17 protein-coding genes and 1 pseudogene are annotated in these 19303 nt (G+C 40.8%); 6 read left to right on the forward strand and 12 right to left on the reverse strand.

The features are described 5' to 3' along the window. Window positions 1-55 precede the first annotated feature (55 nt). The 4 genes from recN to dnaN all read right to left on the reverse strand — a co-directional run bounded on the left by recN (window position 56) and on the right by dnaN (window position 4721). Window positions 56-1717, reverse strand: coding sequence for a DNA repair protein RecN (gene recN / locus DEM91_RS03955; RefSeq protein WP_249858075.1), 1662 nt, complete (start codon window positions 1715-1717; stop codon window positions 56-58). Next, complete coding sequence (locus DEM91_RS03960; protein ID WP_249858076.1) at window positions 1718-2632, reverse strand: DUF4835 family protein; 915 nt, start codon at window positions 2630-2632, stop codon at window positions 1718-1720. Between the two features lies 1 nt (window position 2633). After that, the gene (locus DEM91_RS03965; RefSeq protein ID WP_249858077.1) at window positions 2634-3494 is read right to left on the reverse strand and encodes a 3'-5' exonuclease; all 861 of its coding nucleotides are present in this window, start codon (window positions 3492-3494) and stop codon (window positions 2634-2636) included. 102 nt (window positions 3495-3596) lie between these two features. Beyond that, on the reverse strand, window positions 3597-4721 hold the full coding sequence (dnaN, locus tag DEM91_RS03970) for a DNA polymerase III subunit beta (protein WP_008122242.1): 1125 nt from the start codon (window positions 4719-4721) through the stop codon (window positions 3597-3599). Between the two features lie 169 nt (window positions 4722-4890). On the opposite strand from dnaN, the gene DEM91_RS03975 reads away from it, so the two are divergent. Then, window positions 4891-5304, forward strand: coding sequence for a DUF3127 domain-containing protein (locus DEM91_RS03975; protein ID WP_195253235.1), 414 nt, complete (start codon window positions 4891-4893; stop codon window positions 5302-5304). 199 nt (window positions 5305-5503) lie between these two features. Here the strand turns inward: DEM91_RS03975 and hisC are convergent, their stop codons facing one another. After that, window positions 5504-6538 carry a histidinol-phosphate transaminase gene (hisC, locus tag DEM91_RS03980; RefSeq protein WP_249858078.1) on the reverse strand — a complete coding sequence of 345 codons (1035 nt, stop codon included), beginning with the start codon at window positions 6536-6538 and terminating at the stop codon, window positions 5504-5506. A 190-nt stretch (window positions 6539-6728) separates the two neighbouring features. Between hisC and DEM91_RS03985 the strand changes: the two genes are divergently transcribed. After that, on the forward strand, window positions 6729-7934 hold the full coding sequence (locus DEM91_RS03985; RefSeq protein ID WP_249858096.1) for a transglycosylase SLT domain-containing protein: 1206 nt from the start codon (window positions 6729-6731) through the stop codon (window positions 7932-7934). Between the two features lie 44 nt (window positions 7935-7978). Here the strand turns inward: DEM91_RS03985 and DEM91_RS03990 are convergent, their stop codons facing one another. From DEM91_RS03990 to DEM91_RS12650, 3 genes are read right to left on the reverse strand one after another with little or no spacing between them, the layout of a single operon-like run. Continuing rightward, window positions 7979-8881: a hypothetical protein gene (locus tag DEM91_RS03990; RefSeq protein ID WP_249858079.1), complete on the reverse strand. Its 903-nt coding sequence runs from the start codon at window positions 8879-8881 to the stop codon at window positions 7979-7981. Between the two features lie 23 nt (window positions 8882-8904). After that, on the reverse strand, window positions 8905-9678 hold the full coding sequence (locus DEM91_RS03995) for a TrmH family RNA methyltransferase (RefSeq protein ID WP_249858080.1): 774 nt from the start codon (window positions 9676-9678) through the stop codon (window positions 8905-8907). Next, window positions 9675-10070: a transposase gene (locus DEM91_RS12650; RefSeq protein ID WP_410525620.1), complete on the reverse strand. Its 396-nt coding sequence runs from the start codon at window positions 10068-10070 to the stop codon at window positions 9675-9677. Before DEM91_RS12650 ends, DEM91_RS03995 begins: the two co-directional genes overlap by 4 nt. A 473-nt stretch (window positions 10071-10543) precedes the next feature. Between DEM91_RS12650 and DEM91_RS04000 the strand changes: the two genes are divergently transcribed. From DEM91_RS04000 to DEM91_RS04010, 3 genes are all read left to right on the forward strand, one after another. Continuing rightward, window positions 10544-11158 carry a tellurium resistance protein TerC gene (locus DEM91_RS04000; RefSeq protein ID WP_249858081.1) on the forward strand — a complete coding sequence of 205 codons (615 nt, stop codon included), beginning with the start codon at window positions 10544-10546 and terminating at the stop codon, window positions 11156-11158. After that, window positions 11148-11456: a winged helix-turn-helix domain-containing protein gene (locus DEM91_RS04005; protein WP_249858082.1), complete on the forward strand. Its 309-nt coding sequence runs from the start codon at window positions 11148-11150 to the stop codon at window positions 11454-11456. Before DEM91_RS04000 ends, DEM91_RS04005 begins: the two co-directional genes overlap by 11 nt. A gap of 62 nt (window positions 11457-11518) precedes the next feature. After that, window positions 11519-12049 carry a hypothetical protein gene (locus tag DEM91_RS04010; protein WP_249858083.1) on the forward strand — a complete coding sequence of 177 codons (531 nt, stop codon included), beginning with the start codon at window positions 11519-11521 and terminating at the stop codon, window positions 12047-12049. Here the strand turns inward: DEM91_RS04010 and DEM91_RS04015 are convergent. After that, on the reverse strand, window positions 12046-12273 hold the full coding sequence (locus DEM91_RS04015) for a hypothetical protein (RefSeq protein ID WP_249858084.1): 228 nt from the start codon (window positions 12271-12273) through the stop codon (window positions 12046-12048). The two genes, DEM91_RS04010 and DEM91_RS04015, sit on opposite strands and share 4 nt — an antisense overlap. A gap of 451 nt (window positions 12274-12724) precedes the next feature. Beyond that, the gene (locus DEM91_RS04020) at window positions 12725-15652 is read right to left on the reverse strand and encodes a hypothetical protein (RefSeq protein WP_249858085.1); all 2928 of its coding nucleotides are present in this window, start codon (window positions 15650-15652) and stop codon (window positions 12725-12727) included. Between the two features lie 34 nt (window positions 15653-15686). Between DEM91_RS04020 and DEM91_RS04025 the strand changes: the two are divergent. Then, window positions 15687-15803: pseudogene (locus DEM91_RS04025) on the forward strand (IS982 family transposase); the annotation flags it as partial. A gap of 151 nt (window positions 15804-15954) precedes the next feature. On the opposite strand, the gene DEM91_RS04030 reads toward DEM91_RS04025, so the two are convergent. Next, on the reverse strand, window positions 15955-16137 hold the full coding sequence (locus DEM91_RS04030) for a hypothetical protein (RefSeq protein WP_249858086.1): 183 nt from the start codon (window positions 16135-16137) through the stop codon (window positions 15955-15957). A gap of 230 nt (window positions 16138-16367) precedes the next feature. Beyond that, on the reverse strand, window positions 16368-19280 hold the full coding sequence (locus tag DEM91_RS04035) for a hypothetical protein (RefSeq protein WP_249858087.1): 2913 nt from the start codon (window positions 19278-19280) through the stop codon (window positions 16368-16370). Window positions 19281-19303 lie beyond the last annotated feature (23 nt).

The raw sequence follows: 19303 nt of genomic DNA on the forward strand, positions 1-19303 counted from the left end.
ATAAAAGCGTTAATAAGTAAGATATTTTATTTTTTATATTCATCATGTGGTTGTCTTAGTTTACATTTAAAAGTTCACGTGCGTTAGCTAATGCTGCCTTGGTAATGTTGCTACCGCTGAGCATTTGTGCGATTTCTTCTATTCGTTGTTGCTCATTTAGCGGAGTCATATTGCTGATAGTGCCGTTGGGAGTTTCCGTCTTAGAGACTTTATAATGATTTTTCCCCATGGCGGCAATCTGTGGTAAATGCGTGATGCTGATGACCTGTCTGTGGTTATTTCCCATTTCGTCCATGATGTGCGCCATCTTTTCTGCTACACTACCACTCACTCCTGTGTCTATCTCGTCGAAGATAATGGTTGGGAGCTTTACAGCTCCACTAATCATTGCTTTTAGAGAGAGCATCACACGGGCAATCTCTCCACCTGACGCAACTTGTGATACAGGACTTAAAGGGGAGTTTGTGTTGGCACTAAACAGAAACGAGACACTATCTTTTCCGTTCGGGCTTAACTCTTTTGGTTTGATGTCTACCTTAAAGTTGATTTTAGGAATACCGAGCGGAACTAATCTTGCTTTCATCTCAGACTCGATAGTCTTTGCTGCTTTCTTTCTGATAGTCGTCAACCTTTCTGCTTGTTGCGTACAGTTGTCTAATAACTTTGCAACAATATCTTTTTGTTTCTGTATTTCCTCATCGCTATGATCAAGGAGATTGATTTGTTCTTGTATCTTTTGTTGGTATGCTATGAGTTCAGCAATCGATGCAACATGATACTTATGTTCTAACGAATTGATGGTATCTAACCTTGCTTGGCTTTGTTCGAGTTGTTGAGGATTATAAGAAACCTGCTCGCCTTGAGCTGTAATCTCTTGAAGCAAGTCTTTCATCTCAATATAACAACTCTCCATGCGTTGAGAGATTTCTTGCACTGGCGTGTATATCTGCTCTATTTTTTGCAGTTGTTGGCTCACTTGATTCAGTGTTTCTATAATGCCGTTCGATTCGTTAGAAATGAGATTTTGGGAAAGATAGAGTGCTGACTTGATTTCCTCGGCATGCTCAAGGGTTGAAATCTCTTGTTCTAATACTTCTTGTTCCCCCTCTGACAGTGCTGCGTCACTAAGTTCTTGCAGTTGAAATCGTAAATAGTCTTCATTCTCTTGGTCTTTTGACACCTTGGCTATCATCTCTTCCAATTTCGTTTGTTCTTTTTTATAGTTCTGATAGCTTTCCTGATACTTTCGTAGTGTATCTTCGTCTTTGGTCAAAATATCAACAACATGCAGTTGAAAATCCTCTTTGTTTAACAATAGATTTTGGTGTTGTGAATGAATATCAATGAGGCGTTCTCCCAAATCTTTCATCACAGAGAGCGAAGCAGGGGTGTCATTGATAAAAGCTCGGCTCTTTCCATTGATGTTGATTTCTCTTCTTAAGATGCAATCATGAGGGTCGTCGTCAAGGTCATTTTCTAAGAAGAAATCTTTGAGGTCATATTGCCGAATATCAAAATGAGCCTCAATAACGCAGCGTTCCTCTCCTTGTCTAATTTGTTTGGTATCGGCACGGTTGCCTTTTAATAATCCTAAAGCTCCTAAGATGATACTTTTTCCTGCACCCGTCTCACCCGTGATGACCGAGAATCCGGGATGAAACAATATGTTCATTTCGTCAATGAGCGTAAAGTTTTGTATATATAGTTGTTTTAGCATTTATTCTTTGATTTTTTCCCAAGCTTCATTTTGCGAGGCATTGATAGAAAACAAGATGTCGTACACTGTTTCTTTTTCCTTTTGCGTACCTTTTCCCTTATAGATATTTGCCAACTCGTCTCTTTTATAGTCGGTCCATATCTGCGGAAGCATGCTTAACGGTCTGTTCTCCCGACTTTTCTTGAGATCCTCTTGTAGGGCTGTTGTGATGTTGGTGCGTCCCCGTTCTGCATTGGTAGCCATTTCATCAAGTCCCTTTCTATAATAATCGTATTGCAGTTTTCTAAAAGGAGACATTGCGCTATCCATGTAGTCATTAATGATAGCGAAGCGATTTCGGCTATCATCAAATGATTTCCAACCTGTAAAATTCAGGTTCTGTGCATTGTTCGTGAGACGTAGACAGCGTTGTAAGATGTCGTCGCCACCCATGAGTGCAAACGAATCAAGGTTGATGCCAATAATCAGATAGGCATAATAGGCAATGAGTGCAGTCAACTGATTGTCTATGGATTCCTCGTTAAACTTGAGTTGGTCGAACTCTGCAAACTCAAAATTAAAGTCATTGTCCGTATTATTATATAAGGTGGAGGTGTAGGCAGAATTGTAAACGGGTCTGTTAGCTTGTATCAGTGCTTTGCAGGTAAACATGTTCGTTGCCTGATCGTATTTCGTTACCGTGATGTTAAAATTGCAAGATATCCGTTCTATTTTCTTGAAATGGAGGTGTGTCCACTGCCGGTCATTGATGAAGGTGTTCAGTGTTTTCTCCAAGTTCTCAAAGATGCGTTGGTCTGTTCCTTGTATCTGACTGTGGTTGATACGCACTTTAGCGTTCAATTCTTGACCGCACGCCCTCTTCGTGCAGCACGTACAGAAAAGAAGTAAACAGATAATGGTACGTATCGTTCTCATTCTACTGATTGTTCTTATTAAATTCACGCAAGCGAATTCTTGTCAACACTTGCTTGGTGTTGTTTGTAAAGTCATTTGATAACATCCAACTGTAATAGCCTGGGTCTTGGCGTAGCACCTCTGAAACAGTCTTTCCCTTGTATTTTCCAAAATTGAATACTTCTACTCTGACAGGCGAACCATCATCATGGGTCATCACTTTTCCGTTGCTGTCTTTCTGCTCACGCCATACAATGCGCCCAGCAAAGTCAACAGCGTCGTTTGTCTTGGAGAAGTTAGCCAAGTACTGCATATCATTGGGCAAGGCTCTTTCTTTTTCTTCGGCTTTGTCTGGATCGTATCTCTCAAGCTGCCCCAACAACACCCGATAGGTGGCTTCTGCATCTTCGTTGGCTTTGTGCGCTTGAAAGTCTTCCTCCATCTTTCGTCCGCAGTAAAACTTGTATGCGGCAGCAAGGTTACGGCGTTCCATCTTATGAAAGATGGTTTGCACGTCAATGAGATTACATTTGGAAAAATCAAAGTCGATACCTGCTCTTAAGAATTCTTCTGCCAAGAGTGGCACGTCAAAGTGGTTGGAGTTGAATCCCGCAATGTCGCTATCCTTAAATTGATTTTGAAGATGTGCTGCTATTTCTTTGAATTTTGGAGCGTTAGCCACGTCTTCATTCGTTATTCCTGTGAGTTCAATCACTTCATGCGGTATCGGTTTCTCTGGATTTACAAAAATACTTTCTCTTTCTTCCTCGCCGTTAGGAAGTACTTTGATGTATGATATTTGGATAATCCTGTCATTCACCAAGTCTAATCCAGTGGTTTCTAAGTCGAATATGATTAAAGGCTTCTTTAAATTTAATTTCATTTTTTGATATAGATGATAAAAAGATAAATGTATCTACAAAGTATAAATTCCCGAAGTCTCAGGCGCTCATGTAGATACATTTAGCAAGTTAATGGTGACTATTTAATCGTTCAGTAACATAGGCATGATGAGCATCAATACTTCTTGGTGTTCTGGTTGTGTAGAAGGGATGATAAGCCCTGCACGACTTGGGTCGGCTAATTGAATAGTCACTTCGTCGCTGTCTAAGTTGGTGAGAATATCTGTCAGCGAACTTCCCTTAAATCCGATGCTCATGGTTTGTCCTGTATAATCACACACGATTTGTTCCTTCGCACTTGTTGCAAAGTCGACATCTTCAGAAGACAGCTCTAACTTTCCTGTCTCAAGGTGAAGACGAATGAGTTGACTGCTCTCACTGGCAAACGGCAATACTCGTCTTAATGCGCCTAACAGTCCTTTTCTATCAACATTGAGCTGATTAGGATTATCCTGCGGAATCACAGAGTTGTAGTTAGGATATTTTCCCTCAATGAGTCTACAAGATAGTGAACCTCCTTCGTATCGTATTTCAGCATTCCTGTTGTCAAACTTAATGACAACATCTCCTTCTCCTTTCGTCAGTACTGTCCTCAAAAGTGTAGCGGGCTTCTTAGGTAAGATGAATGAAGCAGGTGTATCGCTTTTTATTTCAAAATTCTTGTTTCTCACTAATTTATGCCCATCGCTTGCCACAATTGCCAAACCCTCTGGTGTTAAATCAAAATAAATACCATTCATCACAGGCCGGAGTTCGTCTTGTGCGGTGGCAAAAAGGGAGCGGTTGATGTTGTTGTTCAGAACGTCAGCACCAATTGTCACCACTGTTGCCCCATCGGGTATTTCCGATGTTTGAGGATATTCTGCTGCATTTTGTGCCGTAAAATTATAAACTCCATTTTGGTATAGAATCTTGATGGTAAGATGTTCGGTGTCTACATCGAAAGTCAGTGGTTGCTCTGGCAACTCTTTCACAGCGTCTAAAATGGTTCTGTTGGGCACAGCGAATTTGCCGTTTCCATCGCATTCGTCAAGAGAGACAGAAGTTTGCATTACATTCTCGCTATCGCTTGCGGTGATTTTCAATTCGTTGTTGGCTACATCAAAGAGAAAACAGTCAAGAATAGGTAACGAGTTTTTTAAGTTGATGACCTTAGAAAGCGTTTGCAAACGATTGTTCAAGGCACTGCTTGATAATGTAAATCTCATGGGTATAATTTTTTAATTGTTATTCTTATAAGTAGATACAAAAATACAAAAAACCATTGTCTCAAACAAAAAAACCGTCTAAAAGTTTCGTATTTTAGAAGTATTTTACTAATTTCGCCGTTCAGAGAATCCTATTCAATTGATAAATTATTCATAAAACGTAAGATAAATGGAACTACAAGGAAAGGTGATTGCAGAAACACCTGAGAGAAGTGGCACTTCTGCAAGAGGTGATTGGAAAGCAAAAGATTTTGTGATTGAGACTCACGAACAGTATCCTCATAAGATGTCATTTTCTGTATTTGGCGAAGAACGTCTTCAAAGATTTAATATTCAGGTAGGACAAGAGGTGTTGGTGTCCTTTGATATTGATGCTCACGAACACAATGGGCGTTGGTATAATAACATTCGTGCTTATGATGTTCGTCAGGTAGATCCTGCTTCTTTAGGAGTACAAGGCGCTCCTGTGCCTCCACCAATGGGCACCACAGACACACCATCAACGGGTGCTAACCAGAGTCAAGCACCGTTCCCTCCCCAACCTGCTACGACAGAAGAGAGTACGGACGACTTACCTTTCTAAGTTCTTACAAAGGAAGTTAATTTATAAAGTGGATTTGATAAGTAATAAGTCATCAAATCCACTTTACTTTTGAGTAGGGTAGAGTGTCTTTTCTGAAAAGAGGTATGGCAACGATGAGCGTCCGATGGGCTTCCTCTTTCTTTCTTCTTAACATCTGTGAAGCATCCATTTTGTGTGGAGTGAGCGCCACCGCACGTTATTAGTACTGCCGTAAAGCAGCCAACAATAAATTGTTTTCGGTTTTAGAACCTATGGTCACTCTTATGCAGTTTTCGCAGAGTGGAAGATGACTGCAATCATATACGCTAATTCCTTTTTCTCTTAAATATTGATAGATAGCTCCTGCATCTTTCATCTTGGCTAAGAAGAAGTTTGCTTCTGAAGCATACACTTGAGCGCATTCGGGTAAGACACTGAAAGCATGAAGCATACGAGTGCGCTCTTGGACAATTGTAGAGACCCATTTGTCAATTTCAAAACTATCTTTAAGGGTTTCTATGGCTTGCTTTTGTGCCAACGAACTAATATTGAATGGATTTTTTATGTTGTTAAACAGTTCAACAATTTCCTTAGTTGCATACGCCATTCCAAGCCGTAGGGCAGCACAGCCATACGCTGTACTCATCGTATCTAATACAATTAAGTTGGGATATTTTTTCAGTTCGTGCCTGATAGAAGGTTGACGGGAGAAATCTATAAAACTTTCGTCCACAACGACTATCCCGTCAAACAAAGTCAATATTTCGTGAATTGCAGCTATCTGTATGGGCTTGCCTGTAGGGTCGTTGGGCGAACATATCCAAACTACTTTGGTGTGTTGGTCACAAGCGTGCAACAACTTGTCTGGCTGAAGCTGAAAGTCGGTATCTAACAGCACAGGCCTATATCCTATGTTGTTGATTTCTGCTAATCGCTTGTATCGCATTCGTGTGGGAGCAATTGCCACAACATTGTCCACTTTTGGCTCACAGAAAATGCGATAAATGAGGTCGATTGCTTCTTCACTTCCATTCCCTAAATAAATATTGTCGGTAGGAATTTTCTTCAGTGCGCTTAATGTTTTCTTGAGTTCTAACTGTAAAGGGTCGGGATACCGATTCAGTGGTTTGTTATAGGGATTTTCATTCGCATTTAATCTAATGACGTTTTCAGCGTGTGACGCTTGTTCATCAATAGAAGCACAAGGGTTGAGCTTACGGAGATGCGGACGAATCAGCTGCTCTAATGTTTTCATGCAAAAGGACTTTTAGTTATTTAGATTCCGGTGATGCTTTCTTTTCAACATTTTCCTTTGCGTATAGAGGTGATGCTACATCAAATGGAGCGTTTCACATATACCGCAACAATTCTTATTTGTTCTTAAAAAGCATTGCAAATATAGTGAAATGCAATGAGGTATGCAAGAATTGTCGTACTTTTGCAGCATGCGTCTATTCCGTCATACTTTTGTGACTGGGCGACTTTTGCTTCTTACCTGTTTGACAGTTGTCATGTTACTGAGTGCGTGTCGTGAAGAGAAAGTCCCTGTTGAAACTCCTTGGGGTACTACTTTAGGAGCGGATAGCTTAGCTTCAAACGAAAACTTTTTGTTAGATGACATCGTTAGAAACGGTGAACTGATTGTCCTTACCATGCGAGGACCGCAGACTTATTATGATTATCGTGGCAGAGGCATGGGACTTCAATACCTGCTCTGTGAAAAGTTTGCGCACAGCTTAGGCGTGTCTTTGCGTGTGGATCTTTGTAAAGACACGGCAGAAATGGTGAACAAACTCAAGCAGGGAGATGGCGACATCATTGCCTTTCCCTTACCCATACAAAAAAATGTTTTGGTTTCTGCGGGTCCTACTACAGATTCTGGGAAAACGAAGTGGGCAGTGCGGAAAGACAATGAAGCATTGGCAGACACTTTGAACAAGTGGTTTAAGCCTGCGTTTATTGCACAAGCGCAGCAAGAGGAGTCGTTTCTCTTGTCCACTCGAAGTGTGACACGGCGTGTTTTTTCACCCATGTTGAATCGTTCTAAAGGCATCATTTCAAATTATGATCACTATTTCCAGCAATATGCACCCATGGCTCGTTGGGATTGGCGACTGATGGCAGCACAGTGTTATCAAGAGTCTACCTTCGACCCTCGCGCTCGCTCATGGGCTGGAGCGAGAGGGCTGATGCAGATTATGCCTGGCACAGCTGCTCATTTGGGTTTACCTATGTCTCAAATAGAAAATCCTGAACAGAATATTGCGGCGGCTGCAAAATATTTGAAAGAGTTGAGCGTACATTTCAACGACGTTCGAAATGTGCAGGAACGACAATATTTTGTGTTAGCCAGTTATAACGGTGGCTTCTTCCATGTGCGCGATGCCATGGCACTCACGAAGAAATATGGCGGCAATCCGTATAGCTGGAACCATGTGTCAGCTTATATCCTAAAGCTCAGCGAACCTAAATATTACCTCGACCCAGTTGTTAAATACGGGTATATGCGTGGGGCTGAAACTTACGACTACGTCAATAAGATTCGGGCGCGTTATGCACAATATCGTGGTGTAGCAAAAGGTGGTTTAGGAGGAGGGTTTGGTCTTCAAACTCCCAGAGAAGCCAAACGCAAGCATCGCTTCCATATTTAGGCTTTTTGCTCCGAGGTTGAGCTCAGCTTTTCGCAACAGAACTGTTATCCCTCACTTGTTTTGGTTTGTATTTCTTTTCGCTGGCGACGGGCTTTCTTTTTAGCAATAATTGCGCCATACATATAGTAATTGACGTAAACGCCCACGGTCATGATAGCGATGAGGATAAACCCTGTAAGGATGGAGCAACCGTATAGTAGAATTGGGAAATACGAAGGTAACGTGTTCACATCTCCTTGCAAAACGCCTTGTTGTGAAAGCGTGTGACTAAACACCAATAGATACAAGGGCATTGCTACTACTATGGTGAGGAAAAAGACAATCACTCCAAACAAAAGCTGTGTAGAGAAGATATATCCGAAATGCCTCAATCCCGAAAAATAACCTCCAATGACGTGAGTTTTGAAACGGGCTTTGGGGGCTTGGATATAATTCATGTACGAATAACTCAACGGTAGCAAGAGAAGAGCGAAAACGAGTAAGCAGAGTGGGAAAATCCACATTTGAACAGTTGTGCCTGTCTGCTGCATCTCTTGTCCTGTTGCAATGGGTTGTAGCGTAGTGAGCTGCCAAGCAATGGCACCCACAAACAGCACGATGCAAATAAGCCCTATGAACACGGTTAGTTTTAGATTCCTCAGAAGGTTACATCTAAATCCGTTTTCATTGAGCAGGTTGGTGGTGCTGCCCATATACCAAACCATGGCGACTACATACAGCAAAGACAATAAGGAGGATAGGACAAAAAAGCTGGTGCCTCTGTTGTTTTCCAAAAGGGAATTACCATGCTGGATCAACCACGCCGTAACAACGCCTTCCATGATGGCAAAAGCAAGGAGTGGCAACCAATTTCTTCGGAGAATGGTCATTACATTTGAGCAAAATAGCAGGTAAGCCATTTTGATACAAGAGGATATACTGCGATTCTTATATAATTCTTTTTCCATTTTTTATCTTGTTATTTGTTCGTTCACTCTCTTCTTCTAAATTCACTACAAGTAATGGCTGTTGCAATGGCTACATTCAAGCTCTCCGCTCTGTTCGCACTCTTGGCGAAGTTGGGAATGTAAAGCGGCTTGTTTACAAATGTTCTTATCGCGGCTGAAATGCCATTCCCCTCGTTACCCATCACAATGAGTCCATGGCCTCCAAGATTTTCGTGGTAGATGTCTTTTCCATCTAATAGCGTTCCATACACAGGAAACATGGACGCATGTTGGCGGATATAATTTTCCAAATCCAAGTAAACAACGTTCACTCGAGCCAAACTTCCCATGGTTGCCTGCACTACCTTGGGGTTGTAAATGTCTGCCGTGTTCTCACTGCATAGAATGGTGGGTATCGCAAACCAGTCTGCAATGCGAACAATGGTGCCGAGATTGCCAGGGTCTTGTATGTCGTCAAGGGCAAGTATGAGTTGCCGAGAGGGGTCAAAGGCTAAGTGACTTTTTCTCATTTCAAACACACACAAAACGTCTTGCGGATGTTGTTGGCAACTTATCTTGGTGAGCTCGTCGTTGGTTACCGTTTCAATCGGCACGCCCATTTGCTGAAAATGAGTCAGGCGCTCTTGGTTGTGAATATCTTGTAGCCAATGAGGGGTTGCAAACATCATCGTTGGTTGAAAGGTGGAAAGGAGGTCTCCAACCACCTTAGGACCTTCTGCAATGAACGTTCCTTGTGCCACTCTTCCTTTTTTCGATTTCAGCGAATGGATGTATTTCAGTTTGGCTTTACTTATCATATATTCGTATGGATAGTGAATCTATTCGTATAGATAGTGAATCGAGATGCGTCAATCATTGCTCTCGTTTCATCAATGACGTCGTCTCGTCTTTGCAAATTTAGATAAAATTCCCCAATTAAAAGCTGTTTGTTCCCAAAAACGAAAAACTCTGGAACGAATACCGGCTTTTCCGTACACTTCTCAAGCCCAAGCAGGTACTGCATGTAGGGGTTCTCCTGAATGGCTTGGATGGTTTTCTCATCGCTCAGTTTTTGCACATGCCTCACGATTAGCGCTCCCACCACTATGCGGGCGGGCTTGTTGCCGGCACCGTTGTGACTGTTCCTCAGACGTTTGTTGTATTCCTTCTCTATCCTGTCCAGGGAAGGCGGTCGGACAGCTTGACCCAACGGTTGGATTTGTTCAATCCCGAAAGCAACTCTTGAAGTTCAACAGGTCGTGACTGCGATATTGTGAGTAGTATTTCATCTATATTCTTGAATGTTTTAACATCCAAAGGTAGTCATTTTGGGCAAATTGACTAAATCTTATACAACATAAATAGTTAATTATTAGATAGTTAAAGTTAATTAGTAGACCCTATTCAACTATTATTTGAAAATCAATAAAAGCTACATTTATTATCCAAAGACAAGGGGACGGAAAATATTCGCCCCCTTGTCTTTACCATTAATGCTGGTTGAAATTGCCACATGTAATCGTTGTTCTTATTTTATATTAAAATAGGTATAAGTCCATAGCTTTCTCTTTGAAAGGTTAAAATATATTATAGAGCATTAGTTTTTAAGCGATTTTCTTGGTTTATATTATAAACTACATTATATTCGCAATATGTTTAATTTAATAATATAAAAATATCGTCATGAAAGAAAAAGAATTAACAACAATGGAAAGTTTGAAACTCATTGAAAAAACAATTGAGCAAAGTAGAAAAGATGTTGCAAAGGCTTCAGCACAACCTTTTCTTGTTTGGGGAACATTGATAATATTTACATCACTTATCATTTGGATACTTGGGTCTAATATACCAGCAAACGAACATACCAACAAGTGGCATTTGCTTTGGATTTTGATGGCTTTTATAGGTGGAGTTTATCAATACAGATTTAATTGTTCTTGGGCTGTTCCAGAAAGTATTGTCAGCAAAGTCATTGGTTATACATGGTGTATATTTGGAATATCAGTATTTGTTTTATGGGCAATTAATATATGTGCCATAAATTGGGGAGGTATTTCTGTAAAGGAAATAATTCCAATGACACCAACCATCATTTTATTAATGGGTATATCTGTTGCTATTACAGGAAAGATTATTAACCAATTGTTCATATCGATTATTGGAGCAATGGCATGTGCGATTTGTGCTTATTTTTCACTTGTTTATCAAGGCATTAACGAATTACTATGTACTGCTGTTACTGCTGTATTTACACTATTGATTCCTGGTTTATATTTGAAGTTTAACAATGAAAAATAATTGTTTTCTTCCACTCAATCCTTTATTAAACAATGAGTTGCGATTGGCGATAGTTTCGATTTTAATGAGTGCCGATAGTGCTGATTTTAATTATATAAAGGAAACAACTAAAGCAACATCGGGAAATATAAGTGTTCAGATAGACAAATTGGAAAAGGCAAAATATATAAAGGTAAAGAAGGGATATAAAGGTAAAGTTCCTCAGACCATTTGCCGAATAACTCCACAAGGTATACAAGCATTGGCTGACCATGTTAAGGCTTTAAGGTCATATCTAAAATTAGATACGGATTTATAAAAAAGTCGTTATTTGATTCTAATTTTGTATATCTGCATCTTAGTAATTTAAACTAATTTTATATGAAATGCTTATTTCTTTTTATCACTTTACTACAATTGGTTGTCTGCCATATAAAAGCAGACAACCAAAATAATGGAAAAATTAGCAAAGAGCAAGCTATTGAAGATGTTGATAGTTTGGTTTATAGGCTTTGCGAAATTCACCCTAATGTTTTCTCAGTAGTTACCCCAACAAATTTTCTGATGCAGGTTCATGCTATCAAGCAATCTTTTCCTGATAGTTTAACCACATTAGAATTCTATAAAAAGGTAGCTCCTTTGGTAGCGTCTATTGGCGATGGGCATACATCTTTAACCTTCCCTGTCAACGATGTTTCCAAAAAAGATACGCCACGTTTTCCCTTAATGGTTTCTGTCAATTCTAACGACTCTACTATAACCACTCGTGGAACTTTATTTGGCATTCCAGAAGGTGTGAAAATTATTTCAATCAATGGAATAAGCAGTAAAGAAATTATACAGAATACGATGAAGTATGTTTCAGGCGAACGAACTTTCTTCAAATTGACTTGTGTAATTAGGGTCTGCTAATTTATTTCTTTCATACAACCTTGTGGTGTGGGTAATACAGCCTCCATGCTGTCAGAAATGCTCATATTTCTCTTTTGGAAGGTCTTCAAGTCCGATTTTTCGAAAATGAGACAAAGAAATCCCCTTAGGAACTTCATGATGTTCTTAGCGAAGAAGCAAGCTCCTATCCAAGTGTCAGCCGTTTGGTCAAGTTTCTCTCGGATGACGTCGTCTCGTCTTTGCAAATTTAGATAAAATTCCCCAATTAAAAGCGATTGTTCCCAAAAACGATGAAGATAAAGTGAAGAGGCACGACTCTTTCAGTGAAGACAGGTTGTTGATAGCCACGGTTTTTTCATTGAAGTGCAATATTGTTAAACATCGAATGTGACCAACGAAACAAATACAACGCAACAAGTCCATGGACACCTGCGTTCAGCCAATGGAGCAATGCCTATGGGGAGTTTTTCCTAACTCAATGAGATTGAGGTGTTAACTCACGGAGATTGAGGTGTTAACTCACGGAGATTGGAGGCTTAACTCACGGAGATTGGCGGTCAAAGTCAATGAGATAGATGCCCAAAGTCAATGAGATTGGTGCGGGTGTCTGGCTGACGTACGTTTTTGTCGTTATTTTATAGGTTTCTTACCCGCCATCCTTAGACTTTTCACGGATGCGCTATTGCTTGTCGAAGCTTATTTTTTCTTTCCGCTGATGTTCAGCTTGTACATCAGGTGCAGCATGACGTAATTTGGAATAGCATTAAAACGTTTCTCGGTTTTCCCTTGCCCGTTTATCTCATAATTAATGCTCTTGAGTTGATGAAATATATCGTACCCTTCAAGTTTGGCTGCCAGTTTCCCCCTAAAGAAACTCTTACTAACGTATGCGTTACAAATTAAATCATTAGTATTTATAAGAGGATCTGAATAACCACTGCGACTAAACATCTTAAGATCCATACCTGTTTCTAATCCTAATTTAAATTTGTATGAACCAAGAATACCATAATTAAAATCCAAGGTACGAATAGATGAGAATTTTTCACGTCTACTGTTAGCGTATCTCCATTTCATTTCACCAACTAAGCTACAGGTCAATCCTCCTTTTTGATAATTTAAAGATAGGTTATCCTCTAACCAATGGTTATTCACTTTGCTCAGCATACTTTCTGTTTGACCTGTTACTCCCGTTAAGTCTACATTGTGGTTGTAACTATAGACAATAGCATTTATTAATGTGAAGTAGTTTTTATTATCTAATGGAAAAGTATCATATAATCCAATATTGCCAGACCAGTTCCCCCTAACATTCTGTGGCTTGTATGTATATATACCCGTTATCGGATTGTAAGTAAATCCATTAGCAATAGCATTCTGATGAATATTGATATTTATAAATGCCATCGGCAGCTTAAATCGCCTATTGTTGTTATCACTAAAGCTTAAATTTACATTTGTATTTCTACTATTTTTCAAATTCGGATTACCTAAAGAGATAGCTAAAGGATTGGAATCGTCAGATCGGGTAATTTTTGAGTAAAGGTTTGGAGTTTCCACTTTCGAAGTCAAAGTTCCGTAAAAACCGTATTTATTTATTGTAAACCCCATATTTAAAGACAATTCTGAAATCCAATTATATTGTTGGACAGAAGTGTTTAGTAGTGAATTGCGAAAGTCAAGTTTTTCACGTTTGTAACCAACAGACACGTTTGTATTGAAGAACACATTGTTGTGATTCTTAGATTTTGAATAACCAAATCCGAGTGAAGCAGAATTTTGCTTACTTATATAATATCCCTTGTAGCTATTGTTGGCATCTAAAGAGAGTAGGAGAGAATCACGTGAAGATGGTAAACTGCCAAGAGGGCGATTCTCTTTCTGCCATCCGTCAAGTTTGTCTAATCTGTATTTTTGGTTGTTTCGGTAACTTCCTTTTTGCTGATATTGATACCCTGTGAAAAGTCTAAAACCATTAGGAATCACGAATGTATATTGTGGTCCTAAACGATAATTGTAAGAATAAGATGGAGTGTCGTCATATCGATTGCGATAGTCATCAATAGCATTGTTTTTTAAGTACTTCAACTGGTAATTGTTGAACATTGAATTCTTGGTATTTAGATAGTTACCTTCTATCAATGCTGATATACGATCACCAGATGGCAACTGTTTATATGCATTAACATTGGCGAAAGTTTTGAGTGAATGACCAAATCCATATGTTTTTGTAGACAATCGGTTTACACCAAAATCATTTATAAGCCTATTTCTTGAAGAGGAAAATATCGTATCTAATATTGCTTCTGTGCAACCTATTGATGATGGGTCTGCATTGAAGCGTGCTGAACGGGCAGATTCCCAATTATCAAATTTATTGTAATTTAAGTTTATGGTTGATTTTAGGTAAATTGGGGTTGAAATCTTTAAATTATTTTGAAAGTCATAAATAAAGTTCTTGGATTTAACCTCTGAGATGCTACGATTAAAGTTGTTTCCCCCATTTAAGAAAGATTCAGCTATCATTTGACTATTGTTATGTGTATCTCTCCACGAGAAACTTGTTGACATACTGTTTTCCAATGTGTTTTTTTCATTGCTAACAGCAGCGTTTAGACCTACTGTTTTTTGTATAACCTGACCGTTTGGCAGCTTAGTTGGATCCCAATCTCCCTTTTCTCCAGGTTTGCGGTCTTCATTCACATTATTACTATTTGAGAAAACAGATAACTGCAATCGTGGTGTGAAGTATAATCCGAACGCTTTGGCTGCATACCTGCTATTTGTACCTCCGGCTATGTCGGTGTTGGCAATGAAGTTTTTCTCATACTCTTTCTTTAGTTGGATGTCCATAACGTAGTCTTTCTTCTCAACGTCCACGCCCAAGGCCTTGCTCTTTTCGGTGCTTTTCTCAAACACCTGCAAGTCTTTCACGGTGTAGCTGGGCAGGTTTTCTATCAGTGTTTTGTTGTCTTTCTTGAAGAAATCTTTTCCGTTGAGCGTCAGATAATCTAATTTTCGCCCATTGATGAAAATCTCTCCGTGGCTGTTGAGCGTGGCTCCCGGCAGCTGCCTGATCAGTGCGTCGAGCATGCTTCCCTGGGGAAGGTTGAAGGCTTCGGCGTTGAAGACCAAGGTGTCGCCTTTCATCACCATCTTGATTTTGGTGCTTTTCACCACCACTTCGTCCAGCGTATGTTCTTTATCTTCCATTCCTTTTTTCTTGATGGTAATGTCTTGCATGTCAATGTTTGTATTTCTACCTTTGAATAGTATCTCTTTGTTGACAAAAGTTGTAAAATAATCAGGATGTTCTATCTTAAAGATGTATTTTCCTTCACTCAAATTCTTTTGCATATAGAAATAGGAGTCGGGATGAACAGCTTTGTCGTTCCATATAAAGGTGCGACATGTATCTATTACTGTACTATCTGCCGATAGTAAAGTTAGTTTGACATTTGATATAGGGAGGTTTGTAAACGAGTCTACAATACGACCATGGATAGTATAATTTCGCGTTGAGGGAAGCATTATCGTTGTTTGATAAGCTAATATTTGTTTCGGCAGTAATGTTAATAAAGAAAGTAAGACAAATAGTGTCCATTTTGGCATTTTTATATTCATAACCCGTTGACGGAATTTATTTAAATTGATAAATATGAGTAAACAGTGGCACATGTCTTTAATTTTTAGTAATTTAGTGGTGGTCAAAATATTAAGTTCAAACTATCGTATGTACAACCGTTATGCAAAATTCGTCAAAATCCTTGATTTATAAGAGCAATTCTATGAAAATTTCGTTAATGAATCACGGCTCTTTCGTTAAAAAGTCTTGGTTCTTTTTATATACCATTATTTTATAGCGCACCAGTGACATAGTGTAGACAGTTCTTTTCTAAAGATACGAGCATAATCATATGGAGTTGTCACAAATTGAGCGACATCATCATGTTACTGATATTAGGACGAGTGTCAAGTTGTGTCAGCAGAATAGAATTTTGTCCTGTTATTTTACCGTAAATCGACCGTTGAAAATCTCCAAAATAGAAAAAATCAATAGGCAGACGATAGACAAAAATACGCTGATTTTCCCCAAAAAACCGTCTCATCTCGTTGGAACATTGTTTTAACGCCCTTGTAAACACTCTTTAAGGGTGTTATCTTCATGTCACAATCGCATTAAAGCATGCAGTCTGGCAGTCAAAGTCAATGAGATAGATGCCCAAAGTCAATGAGATTGGTGCGGGTGTCTGGCTGAGGTACGTTTTTGTCGTTATTTTATAGGTTTCTTACCCGCCATCCTTAGACTTTTTACGGATGCTCTATTGCTTGCCGAAGCTTATTTTTTCTTTCCGCTGATGTTCAGCTTGTACATCAGGTGCAGCATGACGTAATGGGGAATGGTGTTGAAGCGTGTCTCGGTCTTGCCTTGTCCGTTGACCTCGTACGACACGCTCTTCAGTTGCTGGAAAAGGTCGTAGGCTTCGAGTTTGGCGCTTAACTTTCCCTTGCAGAACGACTGACTGAGGTAGGCGTTGCACACCCAATCATCGGTGTTGAACGAGGGGTCGTCGTATCCTCTGCGGCTGAACATCTTCAGATCCATGCCCGTTTCCAGTCCGAAGCCGAAATGATAAGAGCCCACGATGCCGTAGTTAAAGTCGTAAGCGTTGATGGTGTGGAAGTTCTCCCGCTTGCTGTTGACGTTGCGCCAGCCCAAAGAGCCTACCAAACTACAGGTGGCACCTTCTTTTTGGTAGTTCAGCGAGAGTTCGTTTCGCGTCCAGTGGTTGTTCACTTTGCTCAGTACGCTCTCTGTATGTCCCTCTACAGCCGTGAGGTCTACGTTGCGACTGTAACGGTATTCCAATTTATTGTCCAGTGTGAAGTATTTGGCACTGTCTAACGGGCAGTTGTAATAGATGTCTGCCGTGCCAGCCCAGTTGCCTTTCACATTCTGCGGTTTGTAGGTGTAGACGCCCGTCGTAGGGTTGAAGGTGAAGCCGTTGGCAATGGCGTTTTGTTCCACATTGAGTGTAAAATCCAAAGTTGGCCACTTATATCGCCTGTTGTGTTGGTCCGCAATGTGAATTATGGTAAAGTAGGTCGTGATGTTTTTGAGGTTTGGGTTGCCCAACGAGATCGCCAAGGGGTTAGAGTCGTCGCGCCTGTCGATTTTCGAATACAGGTCAGGCATGTGGATTCTCATGTGGCCATAAGCCCAGATTTTGTATTGATTGTAGGTGGCGCCCATGTTCAGGTTATATGATGTCTTCCATGTCTGTTGACTGATGTTGGTGTTGAGAGCCATACTCCTGTAGTCCAGACGTTGTTTTTCGTGTTGAACGGGGATGTAGAGACCCATATAGAATGAGTTCTTGCCACTTTCTTTACGGTAGGTGATGTTCAAAGACAATTCCTGTGTCTGTGTCTTCAAATATCCTTGATAACTGTTGTTGGAGTCCAATGCTCGCCGAAGAGCGTCACGTGACGAGGGCAGGGTTCCCAATTCGTGTGCTTGCTGTTGCCAGTCTTGCAGCTGATCCAGTCGGTATTTTGAGTTGTTGGTGTATTTCATTTGTTGGTTGAAAGAGAATTCTGGAAGGAAAGTCCAGCCACTTGGAAGTTGGTATCTATAGCTTACGGATGCGTTATACACGTAGCTGTGCGAGGGTGTGTCATCGTATCTGTCGCGTTGATCTTTGGCTGTCGCACTCTGGAGATATTCTAATCGATATTGTTCGAATGCCGTTCGTTTGGTGTTGTCATAGCTGAAAGAACCTTGGAAGAAGATGTTGTCTCCCGATTTCAATGGGTAGGAACCATATAGGCGATTGGATGTTTGGAACGAATGACCTTCTCCAAGACTTTGATTTTGCTGTCTGTTGAGGGCTGCGTCTTGCACCCGACGGCTCCATGGCATGGTGAACAAGGTGTCAAGAACGGCTTGGGTGTCGCCCCAGGGCGCCGGGTCTTGTTTGAAGGAGCCGGCACGTAGGTTGCTCCAGTTGTCACTTTTGCGGTAAGTGAGGCTGTTCTCAACATGCAGCCAGAAGGGTTTACTCATCTGAAATTGGTGTTCGAGCTGGGTCTCGAAGTTTTTCGAGCTGCTCTCTGACACGCTTCTTGAATAGCTGTTGTTGCCCGTGTTGAGGAACGATTCGGTGGCTGTTTGGCTCACATTGTGGCTGTTTTGCCAGGAAACACTGGTCGACACGTTGTCGGTGATGGTGTTTTTGTCGTTGCTGGTAGCAAGGTTCAGCCCCACTGTCTTCTGCGTTACCTGTCCGTAGGGCATCTTAGTTGGGTCCCAGTCGCCTTTCTCTCCGGGCTTACGGTCTTCGTTCACGTTGTTGAGGTTGGCGAAGACAGACATCTGTAGCCGTGGGTTGAAATACAGACCGAAAAGCTTTGTGGCGTATCGGCTGTTGGTACCTCCGGCTATGTCGGTGTTGGCAATGAAGTTTTTCTCATACTCTTTTTTTAGTTGGATGTCCATGACGTAGTCTTTCTTCTCCACATCCACGCCCAAGGCTTTGCTCTTTTCGGTGCTTTTCTCAAACACCTGCAAGTCTTTGACGGTATAGCTGGGCAGGTTTTCTATCAGTGTTTTGTTGTCTTTCTTGAAGAAATCTTTTCCGTTGAGCGTCAGATAATCTAATTTTCGCCCATTGATGAAAATCTCTCCATGGCTGTTGAGCGTGGCTCCCGGCAGCTGCCTAATCAGCGCGTCGAGCATACTTCCCTGGGGAAGGTTAAAGGCTTCGGCGTTGAAGACCAAGGTGTCGCCTTTCATCACCATCTTGATTTTGGTGCTTTTCACTACCACTTCGTCCAGCGTATGCTCTTTGTCTTCCATGCGTTTGCGCTGGATGGGCATGTCATCCAAGGTCATGCTGCTCTGTCTACCTTTGAAAAGTAGTTCGTGGTTGATGTAGGTAGTTTGGTAATCGGGGTGCTCTATCTTGAAGATGTAGGTGTCTTCGCTCAGCTTCTTTCGTAGGTAGAAGTAGGCATCGGGGTGTATGGCTTCTTTATTCCATGTGACAGTTCGGCAGGTGTCCACCATCACGCTGTCGGAAGTCATGATGGTAATCTTGGCATCAAGCACGCAGAGATGGGTGAAAGAGTCGACCACACGGCCGAGGATGTCAACGGAGCGTTCTTTCTTGTGGTGTGTTGTCTGTGGTAAGGCTTGTGTGAAAAACAGCAACAAAGCCCAACATAGGAGAGATAGTCTTTTCAGTTTCATGTATGATTGATTTATATTTTTGT

Origin of the sequence: Prevotella sp. TCVGH (assembly GCF_023522295.1) — a bacterium.
GTDB classification, from domain to species: Bacteria; Bacteroidota; Bacteroidia; order Bacteroidales; family Bacteroidaceae; genus Prevotella; species Prevotella timonensis.

Excerpts from the sequence above, each read along its gene's own strand:
- recN (WP_249858075.1), bottom strand. The coding sequence starts at position 1,717 with ATGCTAAAACAACTATATATACAAAACTTTACGCTCATTGACGAAATG.
- DEM91_RS03960 (WP_249858076.1), bottom strand. The coding sequence starts at position 2,632 with ATGAGAACGATACGTACCATTATCTGTTTACTTCTTTTCTGTACGTGC.
- DEM91_RS03965 (WP_249858077.1), bottom strand. The coding sequence starts at position 3,494 with ATGAAATTAAATTTAAAGAAGCCTTTAATCATATTCGACTTAGAAACC.
- dnaN (WP_008122242.1), bottom strand. The coding sequence starts at position 4,721 with ATGAGATTTACATTATCAAGCAGTGCCTTGAACAATCGTTTGCAAACG.
- DEM91_RS03975 (WP_195253235.1), top strand. The coding sequence starts at position 4,891 with ATGGAACTACAAGGAAAGGTGATTGCAGAAACACCTGAGAGAAGTGGC.
- hisC (WP_249858078.1), bottom strand. The coding sequence starts at position 6,538 with ATGAAAACATTAGAGCAGCTGATTCGTCCGCATCTCCGTAAGCTCAAC.
- DEM91_RS03985 (WP_249858096.1), top strand. The coding sequence starts at position 6,729 with ATGCGTCTATTCCGTCATACTTTTGTGACTGGGCGACTTTTGCTTCTT.
- DEM91_RS03990 (WP_249858079.1), bottom strand. The coding sequence starts at position 8,881 with ATGGAAAAAGAATTATATAAGAATCGCAGTATATCCTCTTGTATCAAA.
- DEM91_RS03995 (WP_249858080.1), bottom strand. The coding sequence starts at position 9,678 with ATGATAAGTAAAGCCAAACTGAAATACATCCATTCGCTGAAATCGAAA.
- DEM91_RS04000 (WP_249858081.1), top strand. The coding sequence starts at position 10,544 with ATGAAAGAAAAAGAATTAACAACAATGGAAAGTTTGAAACTCATTGAA.
- DEM91_RS04005 (WP_249858082.1), top strand. The coding sequence starts at position 11,148 with ATGAAAAATAATTGTTTTCTTCCACTCAATCCTTTATTAAACAATGAG.
- DEM91_RS04010 (WP_249858083.1), top strand. The coding sequence starts at position 11,519 with ATGAAATGCTTATTTCTTTTTATCACTTTACTACAATTGGTTGTCTGC.
- DEM91_RS04020 (WP_249858085.1), bottom strand. The coding sequence starts at position 15,652 with ATGAATATAAAAATGCCAAAATGGACACTATTTGTCTTACTTTCTTTA.
- DEM91_RS04030 (WP_249858086.1), bottom strand. The coding sequence starts at position 16,137 with ATGAGACGGTTTTTTGGGGAAAATCAGCGTATTTTTGTCTATCGTCTG.
- DEM91_RS04035 (WP_249858087.1), bottom strand. The coding sequence starts at position 19,280 with ATGAAACTGAAAAGACTATCTCTCCTATGTTGGGCTTTGTTGCTGTTT.